Source organism: Idiomarina abyssalis (assembly GCF_900116625.1).
Classification (GTDB): Bacteria; Pseudomonadota; Gammaproteobacteria; order Enterobacterales; family Alteromonadaceae; genus Idiomarina; species Idiomarina abyssalis.
In genome coordinates, this window is the sequence record NZ_FPBE01000004.1 from 17,978 (window position 1) to 37,253 (window position 19,276).

A 19,276-nucleotide genomic window follows, 5' to 3' on the forward strand; every position below is an offset into this window, starting at 1 on the left:
AATAAACTGGTGGAAAATGAAAGTCATTGAATGGCTTGGTGGATTATTGACATATAAGAGTATTCACCTACAGGCACAACAATGACCTTAAAAACATATGGAGTCAAGGCATACAGCGCTAAGATTAAAACCTCAGCTTTTCTCCTTTTACCGAAAAAATATTTAATTAAATAATAAAATGGGACAATGCTGAAAATAGCAAAATAGTGATACCCTCGAAAGAAGTTATCCCAGTATAAAAAAAGAAAATAAAAGTTAGCCGAAATAGACCAAAAGAAAACAAGCACACTCTCATATTTACCTAAAATATTAACCTTATTCCTTAAATAGATATAAATAAAGACAAAGTGAACAGGCATATAATACATTTTTGATAAAATATTTAATAAAGATGCACCGCTCATCTCCATCTCCAAATAATGAGAGTAAAATGGCAAGAAGACAGAGACAATAAACTCAATAAAATAGAATGGGACGCCTAAAATAAATAAAGATGTCGATATAATATATAGCGGCAACATTTTTTCACTTAGGCTTTTATATAAAGAAGCTGGAATTAATAAGAAAATTGCAAATGGGATAATAGTTTGATGCCATAAAACGCCCATTAAGTAAAGCGACACTGATATTTTATTACGGCCTTCAAATCTATATAGAAGAGCATTTACAAAAAGATATACAGAAATATATGTCCTAATTCCATTTAGTTGGTTATGGTACATTCCTGTTATAAAAAGGAATGTAAATATAAGAACAGCTAGATCTTTACCACCCCCAAGCTTTCTAAAGAAGTTAACTATCAAAACAGACATAAGAAGACTAGTAAAGAAAAATAAGGATTGACTTGGAAATCCAATACTTGTTAAAAAATAAACTAAGTAATAAAAAAAATACTCACCTTTATAACTATATTTTGAAAGCTCTTCCGGATTTTCAACAATGCTTATATAACTGAAGTAATCAGTACCAACACCAAACTGAAGGCTTGGTAGAAATGCTAACCACATAATAAGCAATACATATATGAGTAGCCTTTCAACCTTATTACTACAGAGAGATATACTTTTTGAGTAAATTAGTGCAATTATATGTGAAACTAAGAAGTACAAAGCATTTTACCTTAAAACGGCAACAAAACTTACCGATAAATACTATCCGACAATATCTCTCAAAAAAGACTTAAATCCATTAGATCTATTATAATCACCTTTGACAAGTAGCTTAGATGCAAAAAAAACTCTAGCTAGCCCCCCTTTTTTTATAATTCTTAACCTCTCCTTTTGGTGATCAATCTCTAGCAAAACAGAAATTTTCATATTCTGGAGTTTATTAATATTATTACTTTCAGCATTTAATAATGCTCTATCAACACCATAATAAACTAGATATTGTTGGTTTAGTTTATCTTCGTAGTCTTTTCTATTATCTTCAGTGAGGATACGACTTATATTAACTTTAAAGGATTGAATACGTGAGACTGGTGTAATGCTATTTGCAATAAATTGAGATTCATTAGAGTCATGTCTACGGTAATATTGTAAAGTTTTTCTAACTACTATTTTTTTCGCTAATCCCTCTGCGAAAGTTATCAACCAGTTATCGTGCCCTTTTGTTTTATCAGGAATAGGTAAACATAAATCCAATAATTCGCGACGAACAGCGCAGCAACAACCCATTACATATTTATTAACTCCGATACCAGCTGATTCCATTTGTCCAAGTTTGGTTAACCCCACCGGGTTGAGTTTTCCGTCTGTAAGTTCAGCATCATTCATAACAGCCAAAGCATCAGGATTCTTCTCTGCAACTTTCGTCATAAATTCGATTTTTTCAGGAAACCAAACATCGTCTTGATCACTCAAAAAAATTAAATCACCCGATGTATTCGTCAATGCAGCATTGAAATTGCCGCAATATCCAAGATTTGCGTTATTACGATAAAACTCGACGTTAAACGGTGCTGTTTTAGCAAACTCGCGTACAATAATTTCTGTATGATCGGTAGAACAATCATCTGTGATTATTACCTCATCAGGTTGACGGGTTTGCTTCACGAAACTTTCAAGTTGTTCGCTTAAGTATTTAGCACCGTTATAGGTAGCCATTGCGATGGAGATTTTCATAATTTTTTAAAGTATTTAATGACTTGAATAGCGGTCAAAACTTAGCTATTAGTGAAGAAAAAAGCACTTGTAAGATCCAAATAAAAGACTCAGGATAAAATATAATCTTTTTAGAAAAGTCTAATAAACTTCTCCAATTACGTTCTTTCAAAGCAGCAATAATTGCGTTTGCAATGAATTTGGAGTTAATTTTCCTTGGATTGGAACAATATCGTTCGGCCACTTGACGAACCCGCTCATAATGCACGATAAGATTTCTAGATGTATTATCACCATGGAGATTGCGAATAAAACATATACTGGGTTCGAAATCAAAGTCGCCGCCACATTCAACCAAAACATTGAAAACCTTTATATTGAAGACCCAGTCATCAGCGATTAAGTCAACATCGAAAGGTTGAATTCGCTTTAAAAAATCTGCTTTGGCGAGCACTCCCTGAATGAACAAAATAGGAGTCTGCGATGTAAGGTGCTTGTATACCTCCTCAGCATTCCCACTTCTCATCAAATCAACGGTTTCTGCTGAATGGCAACGCTGACCAAGCTCACCATCTATGCAGTTAACGCCATCCGAATAGCTAATTTTTAGATTTGGATTACCAGCAAACTTTTTCAGTTGCAAATCAAAGCGATTCTGCGAGAAAGAATCATCACCAGCCAAAAATGCAATAAACTCTCCATTAGCCAGATTAATCATTGATAATAGATTCTTTGCAATTGCCGTCACGCCCTCATGCTTTTTTGCCAAAACTTTTATTGGAACAGAGGAAGTCTCAACAAAGCGCTCAATTACATCAACGGTTCCATCTGATGAGCCATCGTCAGTTACTATAACCTCCAGTTCGTAGTTATTGGACTGCTGTTCTACAACACTTTGCATCGCTTGTTGTATGAACTGAGCCTGATTGAAGGTGAGAATAAGTACACTAATTTTTGGTTTGGTAGTCAACAAATTCTATGTCCTTACTTTTTCATCCATGAAGAGAGATCTCTATCCAAGACAGTCTCTAATATTTTTATTTCTCCCTGAAACATTTCTCTTAATCTGCCTACTTCATCATCCGGAATTATCACCGGCTCAGATAGTGCCCCTTCGAATTTTTCTCTCAAAGAAACCTTAAATCTCTCAGGCAACCACCTCAATAGCAAACGCCCCGCTCTTCGTGCCTTCTGTACAATCAGAGGATACTTCAGCTTCTTAGCATCGGTTGAAGCGTTTACAACCTCGAAGCCGAACTCTGGCAACTTTGTGCTATTCACCTCTAGAAAACTACACAGGTTTTCCAGAAGCTTCCTAGGGCTTTTTTTCAGCTCATCATAAAGGCACACGTGTACGTTGTTGAAGTTTCTCAGATAAAATTCCACCTGTTCTGAATACTTCGACACATCCTTATAAAACAAGTCTGGAAGTAACTCATTCTGCTTCACCCGATCAGCTTCAGCTTTGAGTGATTCTGAGAAGCTTAAAAATTCCGGGTCCAATTGTTTTTTGCATACGAATCGATACTGGGAAACAATCCGACTTACAGGTTCTCTAAGGATGATGATGATCTTTACGTTTCTCCAGTTTGTGTGGTAGAGCTGGAGATTTCGAAGAACATGATCATGGAAATACAAATAAGACGGGCAAGCCTCGCCCGTTACCTGACCTTCGCAGGCACCCTCGAAGTACTCCAGATACTCCTCCAATCGAGTTGGTATGTTAGTTTCTCCGGCATGTCTAATTATTGAACGATTCGTATTCGTTGCTATATGCCAAAAGTAGAGCTCTTTTCGTTTTTTCGGCATGTAGATATCCGGATGCTTACTCAAATAGCTGTGTAATGAGGATGTCCCTGATTTTGCAGCACCCACAATTAAAAAATCAGGAGTTTTTGTTACATCGTTAGTCATAGAACAATCCATTAAGCAGAAACTTTACGTTTCCAAGGAAGGTAAATCATGTTTATGCCGAGCTTTCGGTAGACAACATAAACGCCGATAAAATTACCGAAACACATATTGAAGAAGTAACCGATGGCAACACCAAAGACGCCAAATTGTCGGATCGCGAGAAAGGAGATCACAATAGTTAGTACAGCATTAACAAAAAGAATATTTTTTCTGACTTTATGCCCCCCCGTCATGTCCAGAAGATTGCCCGAGGCTCCAGTGGATGCATTCACAAAGTTGGCCGCAGCCAGTATTACTAATACTGGCCAAGCAGTTACAAATTCGGGACCAAAAATTAGCAGTAAGGGGTAGCTCAGAAATGCAATGGCCAGGGATGCTGAGCCACTCGCCCAAAAAATCATCTTCGAGCTCTCTTTTATTGACGCTTCAAGCTTGGCTCGATTTTCAGAGAAGTCCCGCGAATACATGGGGGCAGAAACAGTGACCACCGACGCAAAAATAAAGTTTGCTAGGTTCGCTATTTGCAATGAAACGTTGTATTTCGCAACTTCCGCAGGACTCTCGAAGTAAGCGAGTATATATATCAGTGCCTGGGTAGACGCATAAATCAGCAATGCAGATTGATACATAGGCAATGACTGACCAAGACTTTGTTTCAAGTTCAACATTTCCACGAATGATGAGGAGGTTTCTTCACCACCACTATATTTTTCTTGAAACTTTTTCAATACAAAAAAGGAGACAAGCACGAATCCCGAGAGAGTCGCAACAATAAAAGACCGGAATACAAAATCGACATCTTTTCCGAAAATAACTATCAATAAGCCTAAGACCAAAAAATTGATAACTCTAACGTGAATACTTCGCAGGTACTCACTCAGTGAAATCAATCCAATGCCGCGAAAAAGCTCACAAGCAAGGTTCGTTAACACTTGAAATGGCACAAGGATACTGGCTAGAAGAATGTATTGCGTCGCTTCTGGCCCACCAAAAAATTGCAACGCAATATCCTCAGCAAAAACAACCAAAACAATTGAGCTTGCTAGAGCCGCCGCAATAGCTAGGCTAACCCACTGCTTGCAAAGCTTATGCAAAGCTCTCCAGCCTTCTTCAGACGTTTTCAGCCGCGAAGCGTATTTCAGTATGAGTTGATTAAAGCCCAAAGCAGAGAGCAAGCCACAGGTTCCAATAATCTGAATAGTCAGTTGATATTGACCCAACGCTGTAGCCCCAAATACACGAGCAACCATCAATACAAATGCATAACCGATCAAGACCCCAAGAATTCTCAGACCGGCTACACTTGCGACACCGCGGAGAAGTTCTGAGGAATATTCTCCCAAAATTTTATGCATATTTAACACGACCCGACTGATTCATTTCCAGTCATTACATAACATAGTGATCTTATTATATTCATGGGCGAGTAACGTTGGTCCCATAGGCAAGCTGAGTACTGTTTGATGAATGCTCTCAGTCAAAGGATGATGCTGAGATTGCCAGGCATGATAAGCCTTCTGCTGATGCGGTGGCACTGGGTAATGAATCAATGTCTGGACACCTTGTTCCATTAAATACTTTTGTAACTGGTCCCGTTTGGCAGAACGCACAACAAACAAATGCCAAACATGCCTTTCACGACTATCCACTGATGGTAACTGGATACCAGGATTGTCAATATGCGTTAGGTAATATTCCGCTACTTCCCGGCGGCTTTCTATCTCCTTGTCCAAATGGCGCAGTTTTACCCTGAGCATAGCAGCCTGTATTTCATCCAGCCTACTGTTCACACCCTGATAAAGATTCTCGTATTTCTTATGGCTGCCGTAGTTACCCAATGCCCGGATCGTTTTGGCCAGTTCTTCGTCATCGGTGGTTACGGCGCCAGCATCTCCCAATGCGCCTAGGTTTTTGCCAGGGTAGAAGCTGAATCCGGCCGCATGACCCCAACTACCAGCTTTGCGACCTGCTATGCTAGCTCCGTGCGCTTGAGCAGCGTCTTCCAGTACCAACAAACCGTACCTATCCGCCAATTCCATGAGCTCTGGCATTGGAGATATCTGTCCATAGAGATGAACAGCAACAATGGCTTTAGTTTTTGGTGTAATAGCTGCCTCAGTCTTTTCAGGGCATAGGTTAAAAGTGAGCTCGTTCGGCTCAATAAGCACTGGCTTTAATTGGTTCTCGGTAATAGCCAATATACTTGCTATATAGGTATTGGCAGGCACGATGACTTCATCGCCATCCTTGAGTTTACCCATTTCTTTCCAGGCCCGGAGGGTGAGTGTTAGTGCATCGAGGCCGTTGGCGACGCCTATGCAGTGCTCACTGCCGCAGTAGTTAGCAAACTCTTCTTCGAAGGCTTTAACTTCGGAGCCGTGAATATACCAACCCGAGTCGATTACTCTCGTGGCAGCAGCTACAAGCTCATCACGATATTCACTATTTACCGCCTTTAAATCTAAAAAGTTAATCAATTTTATTTTACCTTCGTTAATCCTTGCGTCATCCATTCTTTAATAACTTCTTCAGGATAACCTCGTTGAAACCTAGTTATCCAAGGATAAGCTTTTTCCTTTGGATTATCAGGCATTCGCAAAACCCGGACATCACAAATGGACTTAGCAGGGTTTCCAACTGCTAATTTCCATTCCTGAATATCATTTTTTACAACAGAGCCTGCACCTATAACTGAGTTTGCTGAAAGCGTCACTCCTGGGAATAATAATGACTTTGAAGCTACTACGCAGTAGTCCTCTATAGTTGGCCCTTCTAGAATTTCACTTGGTGGCATTGGGTCATTCGTTAAAAGCACCTCGGGGAATAACCAAACAAAAGAGCCAATTTTTGATTTCTTTCCAACATGAACATCAGCATGAAGCTTGGTATATGCACCTATGCTACAGTCGCCTTGAACATCAGTTCTTGAACCTAATTGAACACCTTCAGAGATCAAAGAGTTTTCGCGAATACATACGTGATGGCCAGTTTGCAAGCCAGTTCCAATTTCTGAGCCTGAATATATGACAGCATGACTTCTAATAACAGAGTTAGCTCCAACAACTAAAAGAGCATTTTTAGCGAGCTGCGTTTGAAGACCAATTTCACAAAATGCACCAATTTTAGTATCTCGCTTAATATGGACATTTTCATGAACTATCGAATAAGGACCAATTTCCACACCTTCATCAATTTGAGCTGATGAAGATATTAAAGCGGTTGGATGTATCATCAGGCAGTATTTCCCGCATCAACTGTCAAAATTGAGCCTGTAATAGCCGCCGCTTCTTTTGATAATAAATATTTAACTGTAGACGCAACCTCAGATGTTTCGGCAAGTCTCTTCAATGCCGAACGTCTACGTATCTGATCAAGTTGTGTATCGTTTATCCCTTCAGACATGCTCGTTTCCATATAGCCTGGTGCAACAGCATTAACAGTTATATTAATTTTCCCTAGCTCTCGAGCTAGGCTTTTGGTAAATCCATTTAAAGCAGCTTTACTTGCGGCATAGACAGATAGTCCATTAAATCCTGTAGACGCGATAATAGAAGAGATATTAACTATTCGGCCTAATCGGTTACGTAGCATTGCTCTAGAAATATATTTTGTCAGAATCAATGTCCCGGTGACATTGATTGAAATGACATCTTCTATTTGGGATTCATGCATCGTTCCCAGAACACCGTCGTGAGCAATTGCTGCATTATTTATAAGAGCATAGGGCGCACCGTATTTTTCTACGAAACGTTTTGACCACCCGTGAATTTCTTGTCTCTTACTTAAGTCCAAAGGCTCAAAAAACACTTTGTCACTATTCGCTATCAGTTCTTCTAGTTCAGGAGTATTTGATCTAGCTGCTGCGACAACAGAATAATCATCGTCTATAAGAGACTTTACAATAGCAAGTCCAAGACCTCGATTTCCCCCAGTAACTAACGCTACTTTTGGCTTATTGCTTTCCATAACAAATTCTACCTTCTAATTTTTCCAGTTGACCCGACCGGTAACTCATCTACCAACTTCACAAACGCGGGAACCTTAAATGAGGGAAGTACTTTGCTACAATGCTCTTTCACTTTCTTCTTTAAGCTTTGTGGCTCTGAATAGTCTGGTTCAACAACCACTAACGCCTCAACTAAAGAGCCGGCTATAGAACTGAACTTTGCCCTTACAGCAACTTGGGAAACCCCCAGCACTTCCTGAATTACAGCTTCAACATCCTCTGGAATAACTTTATTACCGCCTATGTTAATGGCTCCGTTCAGTCGACCTTTAAAAAAAACTCTGTCATTCTCAATTTCAACTAGGTCGCCGGTATCAATCCAACCATTATCATCTACTATAGGTGCGCCATCACCTAAATACTTTTGATTCAAATGCGTGTTTTTAAGGCAAAGTGTTCCATCATCCGAAACTCTCATTTCAACATTGCGTATTCCGGATTGCAGCCAAGAAGACGGAAAACCTGCTTTCTTATCTGTAACTGAAAACCCTACACCCGCCTCTGTTGAAGCAAAAATATGAGTAATTGAAGAACCAGGAAAACGCTGAACAAGCGAATTTAGAATGCGTTGATCTGCGATTTCTCCACCCAACGTAATTTGTTTTAAGTCCAGCCGATTTGACGAGCTCGACATTAGTATTTTACGCCACAAAGAGGGAGTTGCCGATAAAGCACTCGTTCCATGTTCTGCCAGATACTCGATTTTTTTCTCAAAATCTAATTCGGGGGATGGAATAATCAAGCGTGCTTTTGCAAATATGGCTTGCAATACTACTTGCAAGCCAGCGAATCGAGCAGGATCGTACAGGAGCCCCCAATAAATGTCCTCGTACCTGCGCCCTTTGGCCGTCGTTCGAGTTAAAGACTCAATTGTATGCGCCACTATTTTAGGCGTTCCCGTTGTACCTGAAGTTGCTAATAACCAATTAGTCTTTGCTTCAACTAATTGGCTATTATTCTTAGCCACGCTTGTTACTTTTTCGAAGTGGAGAACAGCTGTAGTCCAATAACTGGTATCAACTAATCCATCAGTCAGTATGAAATCTAGCTCCAGTTTTTTTTCGGCATTTTTTATAAAGTTCTCACAAGCATCGAATGGAACCAATAAAACTGATTCGGCTATCCCATCAAGCTGAATAGCCGCTCTCACTAAACTTGCTGGATGACAATGCAACCCCAAACGCTTTCCTTTAAACGCCTGAGTCCAAGCCTCATTATCTATTTCAGGCTGTTTTATATCGGTTACTAGCGGGAAGCTACCATTGACTTGTTGCTGTAACATCAAGCCTAACCCTCTTGTTTTGTAAACTTCTCGTATATTGCAACAAACTCCCCAAGAGTGGTCGGATATACTGGTTCATCCATCATTACAAATGGGTCAATACCTAAGTTGTCTTCTAAGTCAGCCACTAGAATAGCAAAACCTAAAGAGTCTAAGCCACTTTGAAGGAGTATACTTTCATCTGTTAATTCGTTCGATATTTCTAAATCATTTTGCTCAGCGACCCTATGAATTGAATCAATAATAACTTCTCGTACATCGCTCATAATTTATTCCCATTTAATTTTTTAAACTCTTCATAATCTCGAATATAATCTGACTCATCATAGTGTTCGCTTGCCAGGACCAGAAGCACACAATCATCACTAAAGTCATGCATCTCTCGCCAAGTCATATCTTCTATAACTAGACCTCTAGTAGGAGAATCTAACCATACCTCTTCACGTTTTTTTCCATCATCCAGAACCATGCGACATTTTCCGGCGACACATATCGCTACTTGTTTTAATTTTTTGTGAGCGTGGTATCCCCTGCTGACTTTCTTCTCTGTATGGTAGATGTAGTAAACTCGCTTAATATCAAAAGGAACGGCCTTATCCATACCAACTTCAACAGCGACCAAACTACCTCGATCATCTCCAAGACTCTGAAAATTAATCCATTTCACTAAACTCATAAGGCGTCACCTTCGTACTTTTCTGCATCTGAGAAAAGTACCGCTAGGCCATCTTTATCTGAAACAATAGGTGATGTTTCTCTATCTAGCGGCCACGTTACCTTCAGCGAATTATCTGCCCAATGGATTGAGCGTTCATACTCTGGAGCATAAAAATCTGTGCATTTGTACTGAAAATCGGCAGTATCGCTTACCACTAAAAAGCCATGTGCAAAACCTGGTGGTACCCACAGCATTCGATTATTTTTTTCTGATAAATATTCGCCAACCCATTGGCCGAAGGTTGGCGAGTTTTGACGAAGGTCAACGGCGACATCAAATACTTCGCCACGAGTCACGCGAACCAACTTTCCTTGTGGTTGCTTAATTTGGTAGTGCAAGCCTCGAAGTGTATTTTTAACGGAGCGGCTATGATTATCTTGAACAAATTGAGTATCAATTCCGGCTTCACGAAACGCTTTTTCGTTCCACGTTTCCATAAAAAAGCCACGCTCATCACCAAAAACCTTAGGTTCTAAGATTTTTACATCTGGAATTTTTGTTTCAATAACTTTCATTAGGTTCGCCTATTTTTTCGTGGCAAGCTTTTTAAGGTAAGCACCATAGCTGTTCTTTTTTAGATTCTCAGCTTCTTCAAGTAGCTTATCTTTTTCTATAAAGCCCATACGATAAGCGATTTCTTCTAGGCACGCTATTTTCAAGCCTTGTCGTTTTTCGAGCGTTTCTATAAAGCTCGATGCTTCATGCAGTGAGTCAAAGGTACCTGTGTCGAGCCATGCATAACCTCGACCGAGCAATTCAACATTTAAGTCGCCACGCTCCAAGTAGGCTTGGTTAATACTAGTTATTTCTAGTTCACCTCTGTCAGAAGGTTGAACGTTCTTTGCTATTTCTATGACATCGTTATCATAAAAATAGAGGCCAGTAACAGCAAAATCAGACTTAGGATTTTGTGGTTTTTCCTCAATAGAAATAGCTCGTTGAGTGTCATCGAATTCAACAACACCAAAACGTTCAGGGTCCGTTACTTGGTAACCAAATACTGTAGCCCCGTTATCGCGTTGAGCGGCACTTTGTAGTAGCTTGCTCAAACCCTGACCGTAATAAATATTGTCGCCGAGTACTAAGCAAACACTGTCATTACCGATAAATTCTTCACCAATAATAAACGCTTGGGCTAAGCCATCTGGACTTGGTTGCACTGCATATTCCAGGTTAACGCCCCACTGACTGCCATCGCCTAAAAGGCGTTTGAAACCATCTTGGTCTTCAGGTGTTGTAATGAGAAGAATGTCTTTAATCCCTGCCAGCATCAATACTGATAATGGGTAGTAGATCATTGGCTTGTCGTAAACTGGTAGTAGTTGTTTTGAAATACCACGAGTTATTGGGTATAAACGCGTACCGGAACCTCCGGCTAAGACAATACCTTTCATTTTTTCTCCAAATATTCTTCTAACGTATCGGCTAACTCATCTTCCCAACTGGGAATAGTTATATTGAGGGCACTTTCTAGCTTTGAAACATTCATTCTTGAGTTTAACGGGCGCTTAGCAGGCGTTGGATACTCTCTAGTGGGAATAGCGTTAATCTTTTCCAAAACTGAGTCAAAATCAAACAACTTCGCTTTAGTAAATATGCTTTCTGCAAATTGGTGCCAACTGACATGACCTTTTGCGGCGAGGTTATAAACACCGGTTTTTAGGTTACTGTGCAATGCAAGTACCGTTGTCTGTGCTATAAGCCTTGCTGTTGTTGGTGAGCCGATTTGGTCATCAATAATACTAAGCTCACGTTTAGACTCAGCTAAACGCAGCATTGTTTTCATAAAGTTATTTCGCCGCGCACTATAAACCCAACTTGTTCTAAATATCAGATAGTCCGAACCACTATTCTCTATTGCTTGATCACTTTCCAGCTTGGTTACACCGTAATAGTTTATCGGGCTTGTTTTGCTTTCTTCTGACCACGCTTGAGTTCCTGTACCAGGGTAAACATAATCACTACTGTAATGGACTAGCTTGCATTGATTTTCTTTAGCGTAAGTCGCCAATAAAGCGGGAAGTACAGTATTTAACCTAAGCGTCAAGTTTTTATTAGTCTCTGCGCCATCTACATCTGTCCATGCAGCGGCATTCACTATGACGTCAGGTTTTGTTTTATTGACAAAATCATTCACAGCATCCAGTTTTTCCAAATCTAGCTCGTGTCGGTTTGGCGCCACTATGTCTCCAAGCAGAGACAATGATCTTTTTAACTCAAATCCGACTTGGCCTGATTTACCAAGCAATAAAATTTTCATTATTAAGAACTCGCCCCTAACCGTTCTCGCTGATAACTGCCGTCCTGCACTCGCTGACACCACTCTTGATTGTCTAAATACCATTGCACGGTTTTACGAATACCCGACTCAAAGGTTTCTTCGGGCACCCAGCCTAAATCGTTTTTAATTTTGGTGGAGTCAATGGCGTAGCGCATGTCATGCCCGGGGCGGTCTTCGACATACGTTATTAACTCTTTATATGAACGGCTATTGGGGACTAACTCATCAAGTATGTTGCAAATAGTGGCGACCACTTCAATGTTTTGCTTTTCGTTATGCCCACCAATGTTGTAGGTTTCCCCGACTTGGCCTTCTGCTGCCACTTTGACTAATGCTCGAGCGTGGTCCTCCACATACAGCCAATCTCGTATTTGGTTGCCTTTGCCATAAACCGGTAAGGGCTTACCGTCTAAGGCATTTAAAATCATTAATGGAATAAGTTTTTCAGGAAAATGATACGGGCCGTAATTGTTAGAGCAATTGGTAATAACGGTTGGTAAGCCGTAGGTTCGGTGCCAAGCTCTGACTATATGATCACTGCTGGCTTTTGAAGCGCTGTATGGTGAGCTGGGCTTATAGGCCGTGGTTTCGGTGAACAGTGGTAGTTCACCGTCATGAGTATCTGGATGAGGTAAGTCACCGTAAACTTCATCAGTCGATATATGATGAAACTTGAAGTTAGCCTTTTGATTCTCTGGCAAGTTTTGCCAGTAAGATCTTGCCTGCTCTAACAGAGTATACGTACCAATAATGTTGGTTTGCATGAATTCACCGGGGCCATCAATGGAGCGGTCCACGTGAGACTCTGCCGCTAAGTGCATGACTACATCAGGCTGGTGCTGTTCGAATACACGTTTGACTTCGTTTGCGTCGCAAATATCAACTTTCTCGAATGCGTATCTGCCACTATCAGTGACTGATACCAAGCTTTCTAAGTTGCCTGCGTAGGTTAACTTATCGACATTAACAACACTATGACTCGTGTCATTTATTAAATGACGTATAACGGCTGAGCCTATAAAGCCTGCACCGCCTGTAACTAGTATTTTCATAAATTTCTTTTATTCATTATTAAAATTGAGTTGATGTATTAACTATCGTACCTGACGTGTAACGTCAGGCTACATCTTCTTTTTCTTTTCTAAATATGTTTCTGACTAAAACAAAGCCGATGCTTAAAAAGCCACCAAGGAATGTACCAATAATGCATATTAAAGCGCGCGATGGTTTGGCTTTTTGCTCTGGCACCACAGCTGGGTCTAAGGTTTGGAAAATATATTCAGGCCGCACATTCGCCAGCATAATGGTTTGTGTTTGCTTTTCTATCAGCTGATAAAACACTTGCTGCATGTCACTTAATGAAGTGCTTTGCAGTTCTTTATCTAAATACTCGAGGCTTCGCTGCGCTTCCTGAATGTCTCTTTCACGCATGTGGTTATTAATTTCTTCAATAAGCCACACTACCCATTGCTCGGCAATTTCCGGTGACTGATGGTTCACCGCTATAGTTACTAAGCCTGTCGCTTCGTCTTTACTGACTTCCAGCACTTGTTCTCTGAACACTTTGACGTATTCCCAGCTAGATGGCGCTGGCTGCTTATGCGGTTCTACTTCTCGCACCCACTCTTTTGTTTCTGGGTTATAAACCTCATTGTTAAAGACAATACCATTTCCCCGATTCCATTCTTCCACAGCCATAAGCTCAGGCAGAATGTCATACTTTTCGACAAAGCCTTTGATAAAAGAACGGGACTTAAGAATTTCTAACGCGATGGTGGTTTTATCAGTACCTTGCGAGCCTATGTTAACACCTGCCAAGCTCGCCAGGCCACCTAATTGGCCGGCCATTTGTGAGAGTCCGCCACCACTGGCTTCTTCGGTCGGTGCCAAAGTTGCCTCTGACTTATAGATATTCGGCAGGCTTAATGAATAAATAACCGAGCCCACGGCGAACACAAAAGTAATGGCAATAATCCACCACTTACCCTGCCAGATAATGCCAAACAGCTCGCGGAGATCTATTTCGTCTTCCTGATAATCCGGATGGCGTTGTGGTTCGTAATTAGGGGGAGTTAACGGTGCTTTAGGAGTGTCTTTATTCATCTTTAGGCCTTAAGGCACGCTACCGCCCATGGGTGTGCGGCTCCCATAGACCGATAGCTCTGTTATTTTGTTGTTAGTTTTTGTGTCACTAAATTTAGATCAAGCGCGTATGATACCGCATGCAGCCCTTGTCCTACAAAGGCTTTATTGCAAAGTTTTGACGATATTTTGAGCGGTTGGTTCAGTAGGTGAGGCTAGTGCACGGCCCAATATTTATATCAGGCCGTGGATGGGTATTGCTTAAGCTTCTTTTGCTACCTGATCAGCAAACTCATCATTATCTTCAATCCTTTTATCTTCCGGTCCTTTTATTTCCATTGCCTGCGCTCGTTGTTTTAGAATTTTCTTTTCAGACACAACAAACCGTTTTAGAAGCTGCCGAATTAACGGTTGATAGCCTAGGTTATGATGTTCGGCAATCGTTTTTAAATCAGTTATCAACTCTTCTTCCATGCGGATAGATATAGGACGCAGACGCGCTGACTGATTTATAGCCTCTTCAATTGCTTGGTCAAACTCCACACGTTCTACATAACTTTCTTCTTGACCTAGCTCACCGCTATCCCATTTTTCATCTTGTTCAATTGCTTTTTTGATATCTTCTTTTTTCATACTACTCTCCAATTCATTCAGGAAAACACGCTAGCTGCCATGCTAGCTCCCGTATTTTTCATATATTCTTTGTTCTGACAGATTAGCCCTATAGGCAGTCTTTATATAAAAAACTCCATCAAGATGAATGAAGCAAACCTTTAGCTTTATCCCGTTATCTGTTTCAGACACAAACCAATGTGTAGGTGGAATTGTTCCATGTTTTTCTCTTTGATCCTTTAAGAAACAACCTTGCCTGTTGGCAAATGCTTCTCTAACCATATTTTCTGAGACATTATGTTTATTTTTAAGCTTTTCCCTAATTTTATCAGTTATTTCCAGCACAATTCCTCCCTTAAAAGGCTGCAATACAATTGTATATACACAGTATACGTATATCGGAGCATAGTTACAAATACTTGAATATTCAAATCCAGTTTTTATCACCCTTTTGTCCTATGGCGGTTTTCATAAGGTTTGTGTAATCTCAATTTTTAGCCTGGCGTTTATATCTGGAGCAATACCTCACCTGACATGAATGTCAGGCATAGAAAATAGCAACACAAGGAACCAAAAACATGGACGTCATTCACCACGGCGCTTTTGAAGGGGTTACCGGCTCTTGCCACGAGCTTTTGTTAGACAGTGACCACTCGCTACTTATTGACTGCGGCTTGTTTCAGGGAGCAGAAACATCTGGCTCGGGTGCCGACGCCAGCACTCAGGAAATAGACTTTGATATCAGCAAGGTGCAGGCATTGGTTGTAACCCATTGCCACATTGACCACGTTGGTCGCATACCCTGGTTGCTTATTGCGGGCTTCAACGGCCCCATTTATTGCACCAAAGCCACCGCGCTGTTACTGCCGCTAGTTATTGAAGACGCCTTAAAGGTTGGTTTAACCCGTAATGCAGAAATTATTGACGCGGTAATTGCCCGGCTACGGCGCCAGCTAAACCCGGTTGCTTATGACCAATGGCTTGAGCTACCCGCCGAGTTTGCTGATGAGCCTTTTAAACTGCGGTTTCGTCAGGCGGGCCATATACTGGGCTCTTCTTATGTTGAAATTGAAAATGTGAATACTCACTACCGCGTAGTGTTCTCTGGTGACTTAGGTTGTAAAAACACGCCTCTGCTTCCCGACCCTACGCCACTAGAGCGTGCGGACTTTCTGTTGCTGGAAAGTACCTACGGCGACAAAAACCATGAATCCCGCGCTGACCGTGCGCAACGGTTAAAATCGGTAGTTGAGCGCTGTGTTGAAAATAAAGGCACCATTTTAATTCCGGCCTTTAGTATTGGCCGTACCCAGGAACTTTTATACGAACTGGAAGACATTATTCATACAGCGCGTGAAGAAGAAGCGAAAACCGGCACGGAAAACCCCGTTTGGCATAAAATGACGGTAATTCTCGATTCCCCACTGGCAGCGCAGTTTACTAAGCAGTACCGCGCCATGAAGGACTTATGGGACGAGGACGCCCACAAACGCTTAGATGAAGACCGTCACCCACTTAATTTTGACCGCCTGCTAACGGTGGACGAGCACAGCGAACACGAGCGCATTGTGAATTACCTGCAAAGCAGTGGTGACCCCTGCATTGTCATTGCTGCCAGCGGTATGTGTACTGGCGGGCGTATGCTCAACTATTTAAAAGCTTTACTACCCGACCCGCGCACCGATGTGCTTTTTGTGGGGTATCAGGCGGCAGGTACACCGGGGCGTGATATTCAAACTTACGGCCCTAAAGGCGGCTATGTAGAATTAGACCATCAGCGCATTTGGATTAAAGCCGGTATTTATACCTTAGGCGGTTATTCCGCTCACGCCGACCAGCAGGAGCTGCTGGACTTTATTGACGCCATCGAAGAACCGGTTAAGCGCATACGGTTAATTCATGGGGAGCCCGATGCACGTGCGGCGTTAGCCGGTAAGATTCGGGAGCGCTACGGCACTAATCAGAGGTGTTAACCAACCTACCGAGGAATTCGGCAAAAGGTTTTATATTTTGTTTAACGCTGGCGGCTTCCAGTGCATGCATATAATCGCTACGCTTTTCAACAGGAACGACAGTCCATGGGTAGCCGCCGGATGCCAGCATTAGGTTCATAATAAAACGCCCTATTCGGCCGTTACCGTCGAAGTAAGGGTGAATAAACACAAAGATGAAATGACCTAAAACAGCACGTACGGCAACGCTTTCTTCTTCGATAAGTAAGTCAAAAAGCGTGGGCATCATATCTCGCACCGCTTCTTTATCTGGCGGTGTATGCATCGAGTTTCGTATAAAAACGGGGCCTGAGCGATAGCCAGCAAGGTCTTGCTGGCTGACAATGCCGGCAGCTACGCTCGGCGAAAAAAGTGCCAGATACCAGTCTCCGTGCACTCTTTCCAGAGCTTCGCCCGGGTTAGCTCCGTTTAACACTGATGTTATTGTTTCTTTAACTTTCTGAAAAGCATTCCAGTAACCTTTTGCCGCCATTGCATCTAAATGCTTTTTCGATTCACCCGATATGTTGGGATCCCACTTTCCAGAATGGATAAGCTCAATAAGCTCTTCCGTTACCCGGTAGCCTTCAATGGATAATGAGTGATAAGCATCGCTGACAAATTGTTCGTCTATTTTTTCCAAAATATTATTAATATCGGCAGGTTTTGAGCTCGGTTCCGGGAACAGATTAATAACGTCGTTACGCATTTCTGACCACATAAGGCGAATGCGATTAGAGTAAGGAGAAAGTTGACGCCGTCCAAAATCTATTAAGATTTTGTCGGTAAACGGATCGGTTTCGCTGACTCGATAATCATTAGCTGCCATGCCATTAATAATACTATCAGCAATAATGGCACGACCAATATTCCGGAACGCGCCCGCCAGGCGACCCGCAATTGCCGAGTGCCCTCCGACAATAAGTACCTTAAGAATATCTGAAGCATCGGAGACCATAGATAGCGCGGTACGCATTTGTATGGGATGCTGGGTGTAATTTTTAGGTGAGCTGTACACCAGTGCCGCCGCCAGTGTGTAGACCCTCAAGCCATTTAATGTCGTCAGATGCGCTTGCTCAGGCAACTTTAACTGGACTTCCAGAATCGATGTCTTATGGGGTAATTCTATGCTGTTATTCGTTGCTTTTGGCGATCTCACCAACAGCTGAGTCGGTATTGTTCTGTCACCAATATGAAGCGCGAGCGACTGCTCCGGAGATAACGCCCATTGCTGACCAAAACGATTGTCTAAATATTCTGCGCAAAAACTCCAGAAGCAAGTATACCAGGGCGTGCTATCTCCTGGCTTCTCATCGGGCTGCGAGGCTGCATACCAACCACGCATAATAGAACGCAGAAACCCGTATTTTATTAGAGTTTCTCGTTCAGTTCTGGATAGCTGATTTGAGCGTATAACTTGATGCCCATTGTCTTGAATAGACTTGAGAGTCGTTAATGCTTGAGCTAATTTAGATGAAGACTCATTCATGAGTTCTAGCCATTTTTATTTAAATCTAGTTTTTAGTGTTTTTTCAATTCTAGTATTTGGTGCTTTTAAAATCTAGTTTTTAGTGTTTTTTATTTAATGCGTAGCTTGACGTCACGCCCACCGAATAGGCTGTCGCCCATGCTGCTGCAAATAATCGTTAGCTTTACGAAAATGGTTCGCGTCGAAAAAGCCGCGATGCGCGGACAAAGGCGACGGGTGTGGTGCTGTGAGTATGCAATGTTTGTTGCCGTCAATAAGCGGTATTTTCTTCTGCGCGTGCGAGCCCCAGAGCAAAAACACCACATGATCGGTTGCGTCCGACACTTTGCTGATAACGGTATCGGTGAAGGTTTCCCAGCCCCAACTGGCGTGACTGTGCGCATTACCCTGCTCTACCGTAAGTACCGTATTCAGCAACAACACACCCTGCTCGGCCCAGCTGGTTAAATCACCATGCTGTGGCAATACCGTGTCGGGGTAATCTATGGCTATGGCTTTAAACATGTTGCGCAGCGACGGCGGAAACTTAACGCCTTCGGGCACTGAAAAGCTTAAACCGTGTGCCTGCCCCGGTCCGTGGTAGGGGTCCTGCCCTAAAATAACCACTTTAATGTTCTCGGGTTCGGTCAGCTTGAGTGCGTTGAATACATCTTCTTTTGGTGGGTACACCACGCTTTGCTGGCGGGCCTGCTCGACGCGTTGCCACAGTTCTTTAAAGTAAGGCTTTTGTTTTTCTTCAGCTAGAAGATCAGTCCAGGGCATTGTGGTGTTTCCGTTGTTATTGTGTTTGTATGATAAA

The 19,276-nt window shown here is 41.9% G+C and carries 21 protein-coding genes; 1 reads left to right on the forward strand and 20 read right to left on the reverse strand.

All coding sequences use genetic code 11. The features are described 5' to 3' along the window. Positions 1-23: 23 nt before the first annotated feature. The 18 genes from BM359_RS08505 to BM359_RS08590 all read right to left on the reverse strand — a co-directional run bounded on the left by BM359_RS08505 (position 24) and on the right by BM359_RS08590 (position 15,444). The gene (locus BM359_RS08505) at positions 24-1,109 is read right to left on the reverse strand and encodes an EpsG family protein (RefSeq protein ID WP_327077529.1); all 1,086 of its coding nucleotides are present in this window, start codon (positions 1,107-1,109) and stop codon (positions 24-26) included. Between the two features lie 42 nt (positions 1,110-1,151). Then, complete coding sequence (locus tag BM359_RS08510) at positions 1,152-2,105, reverse strand: glycosyltransferase family 2 protein (RefSeq protein ID WP_054491180.1); 954 nt, start codon at positions 2,103-2,105, stop codon at positions 1,152-1,154. Between the two features lie 52 nt (positions 2,106-2,157). Then, positions 2,158-3,075, reverse strand: coding sequence for a glycosyltransferase (locus BM359_RS08515; RefSeq protein WP_054491127.1), 918 nt, complete (start codon positions 3,073-3,075; stop codon positions 2,158-2,160). Between the two features lie 11 nt (positions 3,076-3,086). Continuing rightward, the gene (locus tag BM359_RS08520; protein WP_054491128.1) at positions 3,087-4,016 is read right to left on the reverse strand and encodes a sulfotransferase domain-containing protein; all 930 of its coding nucleotides are present in this window, start codon (positions 4,014-4,016) and stop codon (positions 3,087-3,089) included. 11 nt (positions 4,017-4,027) lie between these two features. Then, a complete protein-coding gene (locus BM359_RS08525; RefSeq protein WP_054491129.1) occupies positions 4,028-5,371 on the reverse strand; it encodes an oligosaccharide flippase family protein in 1,344 nt (447 codons plus the stop codon). A gap of 21 nt (positions 5,372-5,392) precedes the next feature. Then, a complete protein-coding gene (locus BM359_RS08530; RefSeq protein WP_054491181.1) occupies positions 5,393-6,493 on the reverse strand; it encodes a DegT/DnrJ/EryC1/StrS family aminotransferase in 1,101 nt (366 codons plus the stop codon). Between the two features lie 2 nt (positions 6,494-6,495). Next, entirely contained in the window at positions 6,496-7,248 is a 753-nt protein-coding gene (locus BM359_RS08535; protein WP_054491130.1) for an acyltransferase, read from the reverse strand. Beyond that, positions 7,248-7,982, reverse strand: coding sequence for an SDR family NAD(P)-dependent oxidoreductase (locus BM359_RS08540; protein ID WP_054491131.1), 735 nt, complete (start codon positions 7,980-7,982; stop codon positions 7,248-7,250). Before BM359_RS08540 ends, BM359_RS08535 begins: the two co-directional genes overlap by 1 nt. Before the next feature lie 8 nt (positions 7,983-7,990). Further along, positions 7,991-9,304: an ANL family adenylate-forming protein gene (locus tag BM359_RS08545; protein WP_054491132.1), complete on the reverse strand. Its 1,314-nt coding sequence runs from the start codon at positions 9,302-9,304 to the stop codon at positions 7,991-7,993. A gap of 5 nt (positions 9,305-9,309) precedes the next feature. Next, positions 9,310-9,570 (reverse strand): phosphopantetheine-binding protein, encoded by a 261-nt coding sequence (locus tag BM359_RS08550; RefSeq protein ID WP_054491133.1) that lies wholly within the window; start codon positions 9,568-9,570, stop codon positions 9,310-9,312. Continuing rightward, complete coding sequence (locus BM359_RS08555) at positions 9,567-9,980, reverse strand: sugar 3,4-ketoisomerase (protein WP_054491134.1); 414 nt, start codon at positions 9,978-9,980, stop codon at positions 9,567-9,569. The genes BM359_RS08550 and BM359_RS08555 overlap by 4 nt, the downstream gene beginning before the upstream one ends. Next, positions 9,977-10,537, reverse strand: coding sequence for a dTDP-4-dehydrorhamnose 3,5-epimerase (gene rfbC, locus BM359_RS08560; RefSeq protein WP_054491135.1), 561 nt, complete (start codon positions 10,535-10,537; stop codon positions 9,977-9,979). The genes BM359_RS08555 and rfbC overlap by 4 nt, the downstream gene beginning before the upstream one ends. Before the next feature lie 9 nt (positions 10,538-10,546). Next, entirely contained in the window at positions 10,547-11,416 is an 870-nt protein-coding gene (gene rfbA, locus BM359_RS08565; RefSeq protein WP_054491136.1) for a glucose-1-phosphate thymidylyltransferase RfbA, read from the reverse strand. Beyond that, positions 11,413-12,282 carry a dTDP-4-dehydrorhamnose reductase gene (gene rfbD, locus BM359_RS08570; RefSeq protein WP_054491137.1) on the reverse strand — a complete coding sequence of 290 codons (870 nt, stop codon included), beginning with the start codon at positions 12,280-12,282 and terminating at the stop codon, positions 11,413-11,415. Before rfbD ends, rfbA begins: the two co-directional genes overlap by 4 nt. A 2-nt stretch (positions 12,283-12,284) precedes the next feature. Next, entirely contained in the window at positions 12,285-13,355 is a 1,071-nt protein-coding gene (gene rfbB, locus BM359_RS08575) for a dTDP-glucose 4,6-dehydratase (RefSeq protein WP_054491138.1), read from the reverse strand. Positions 13,356-13,419: 64 nt separating this feature from the next. Next, positions 13,420-14,406 (reverse strand): Wzz/FepE/Etk N-terminal domain-containing protein, encoded by a 987-nt coding sequence (locus tag BM359_RS08580; protein WP_054491139.1) that lies wholly within the window; start codon positions 14,404-14,406, stop codon positions 13,420-13,422. 240 nt (positions 14,407-14,646) lie between these two features. Then, a complete protein-coding gene (locus BM359_RS08585) occupies positions 14,647-15,018 on the reverse strand; it encodes a hypothetical protein (protein ID WP_054491140.1) in 372 nt (123 codons plus the stop codon). 42 nt (positions 15,019-15,060) lie between these two features. Further along, a complete protein-coding gene (locus tag BM359_RS08590; protein WP_233399172.1) occupies positions 15,061-15,444 on the reverse strand; it encodes an ADP-ribosyl-(dinitrogen reductase) hydrolase in 384 nt (127 codons plus the stop codon). Positions 15,445-15,575: 131 nt separating this feature from the next. Between BM359_RS08590 and BM359_RS08595 the strand changes: the two genes are divergently transcribed. Continuing rightward, complete coding sequence (locus BM359_RS08595; RefSeq protein ID WP_054491142.1) at positions 15,576-16,970, forward strand: MBL fold metallo-hydrolase RNA specificity domain-containing protein; 1,395 nt, start codon at positions 15,576-15,578, stop codon at positions 16,968-16,970. Here the strand turns inward: BM359_RS08595 and BM359_RS08600 are convergent. Together BM359_RS08600 and ung are read right to left on the reverse strand one after the other, a co-directional pair. Next, the gene (locus BM359_RS08600; RefSeq protein ID WP_054491143.1) at positions 16,954-18,477 is read right to left on the reverse strand and encodes a Fic family protein; all 1,524 of its coding nucleotides are present in this window, start codon (positions 18,475-18,477) and stop codon (positions 16,954-16,956) included. The two genes, BM359_RS08595 and BM359_RS08600, sit on opposite strands and share 17 nt — an antisense overlap. Before the next feature lie 111 nt (positions 18,478-18,588). Continuing rightward, the gene (gene ung, locus BM359_RS08605) at positions 18,589-19,239 is read right to left on the reverse strand and encodes a uracil-DNA glycosylase (RefSeq protein WP_054491144.1); all 651 of its coding nucleotides are present in this window, start codon (positions 19,237-19,239) and stop codon (positions 18,589-18,591) included. Positions 19,240-19,276 lie beyond the last annotated feature (37 nt).

Bases quoted from the DNA above. Each gene is read 5' to 3' on its own strand.
- rfbD (WP_054491137.1), bottom strand. From the start codon at position 12,282: ATGAAAATTTTATTGCTTGGTAAATCAGGCCAAGTCGGATTTGAGTTA.
- BM359_RS08545 (WP_054491132.1), bottom strand. From the start codon at position 9,304: ATGTTACAGCAACAAGTCAATGGTAGCTTCCCGCTAGTAACCGATATA.
- BM359_RS08555 (WP_054491134.1), bottom strand. From the start codon at position 9,980: ATGAGTTTAGTGAAATGGATTAATTTTCAGAGTCTTGGAGATGATCGA.
- rfbA (WP_054491136.1), bottom strand. From the start codon at position 11,416: ATGAAAGGTATTGTCTTAGCCGGAGGTTCCGGTACGCGTTTATACCCA.
- BM359_RS08540 (WP_054491131.1), bottom strand. From the start codon at position 7,982: ATGGAAAGCAATAAGCCAAAAGTAGCGTTAGTTACTGGGGGAAATCGA.
- BM359_RS08510 (WP_054491180.1), bottom strand. From the start codon at position 2,105: ATGGCTACCTATAACGGTGCTAAATACTTAAGCGAACAACTTGAAAGT.
- BM359_RS08525 (WP_054491129.1), bottom strand. From the start codon at position 5,371: ATGCATAAAATTTTGGGAGAATATTCCTCAGAACTTCTCCGCGGTGTC.
- BM359_RS08600 (WP_054491143.1), bottom strand. From the start codon at position 18,477: ATGAATGAGTCTTCATCTAAATTAGCTCAAGCATTAACGACTCTCAAG.
- BM359_RS08535 (WP_054491130.1), bottom strand. From the start codon at position 7,248: ATGATACATCCAACCGCTTTAATATCTTCATCAGCTCAAATTGATGAA.
- ung (WP_054491144.1), bottom strand. From the start codon at position 19,239: ATGCCCTGGACTGATCTTCTAGCTGAAGAAAAACAAAAGCCTTACTTT.
- rfbB (WP_054491138.1), bottom strand. From the start codon at position 13,355: ATGAAAATACTAGTTACAGGCGGTGCAGGCTTTATAGGCTCAGCCGTT.
- BM359_RS08580 (WP_054491139.1), bottom strand. From the start codon at position 14,406: ATGAATAAAGACACTCCTAAAGCACCGTTAACTCCCCCTAATTACGAA.
- rfbC (WP_054491135.1), bottom strand. From the start codon at position 10,537: ATGAAAGTTATTGAAACAAAAATTCCAGATGTAAAAATCTTAGAACCT.
- BM359_RS08595 (WP_054491142.1), top strand. From the start codon at position 15,576: ATGGACGTCATTCACCACGGCGCTTTTGAAGGGGTTACCGGCTCTTGC.
- BM359_RS08550 (WP_054491133.1), bottom strand. From the start codon at position 9,570: ATGAGCGATGTACGAGAAGTTATTATTGATTCAATTCATAGGGTCGCT.
- BM359_RS08520 (WP_054491128.1), bottom strand. From the start codon at position 4,016: ATGACTAACGATGTAACAAAAACTCCTGATTTTTTAATTGTGGGTGCT.
- BM359_RS08585 (WP_054491140.1), bottom strand. From the start codon at position 15,018: ATGAAAAAAGAAGATATCAAAAAAGCAATTGAACAAGATGAAAAATGG.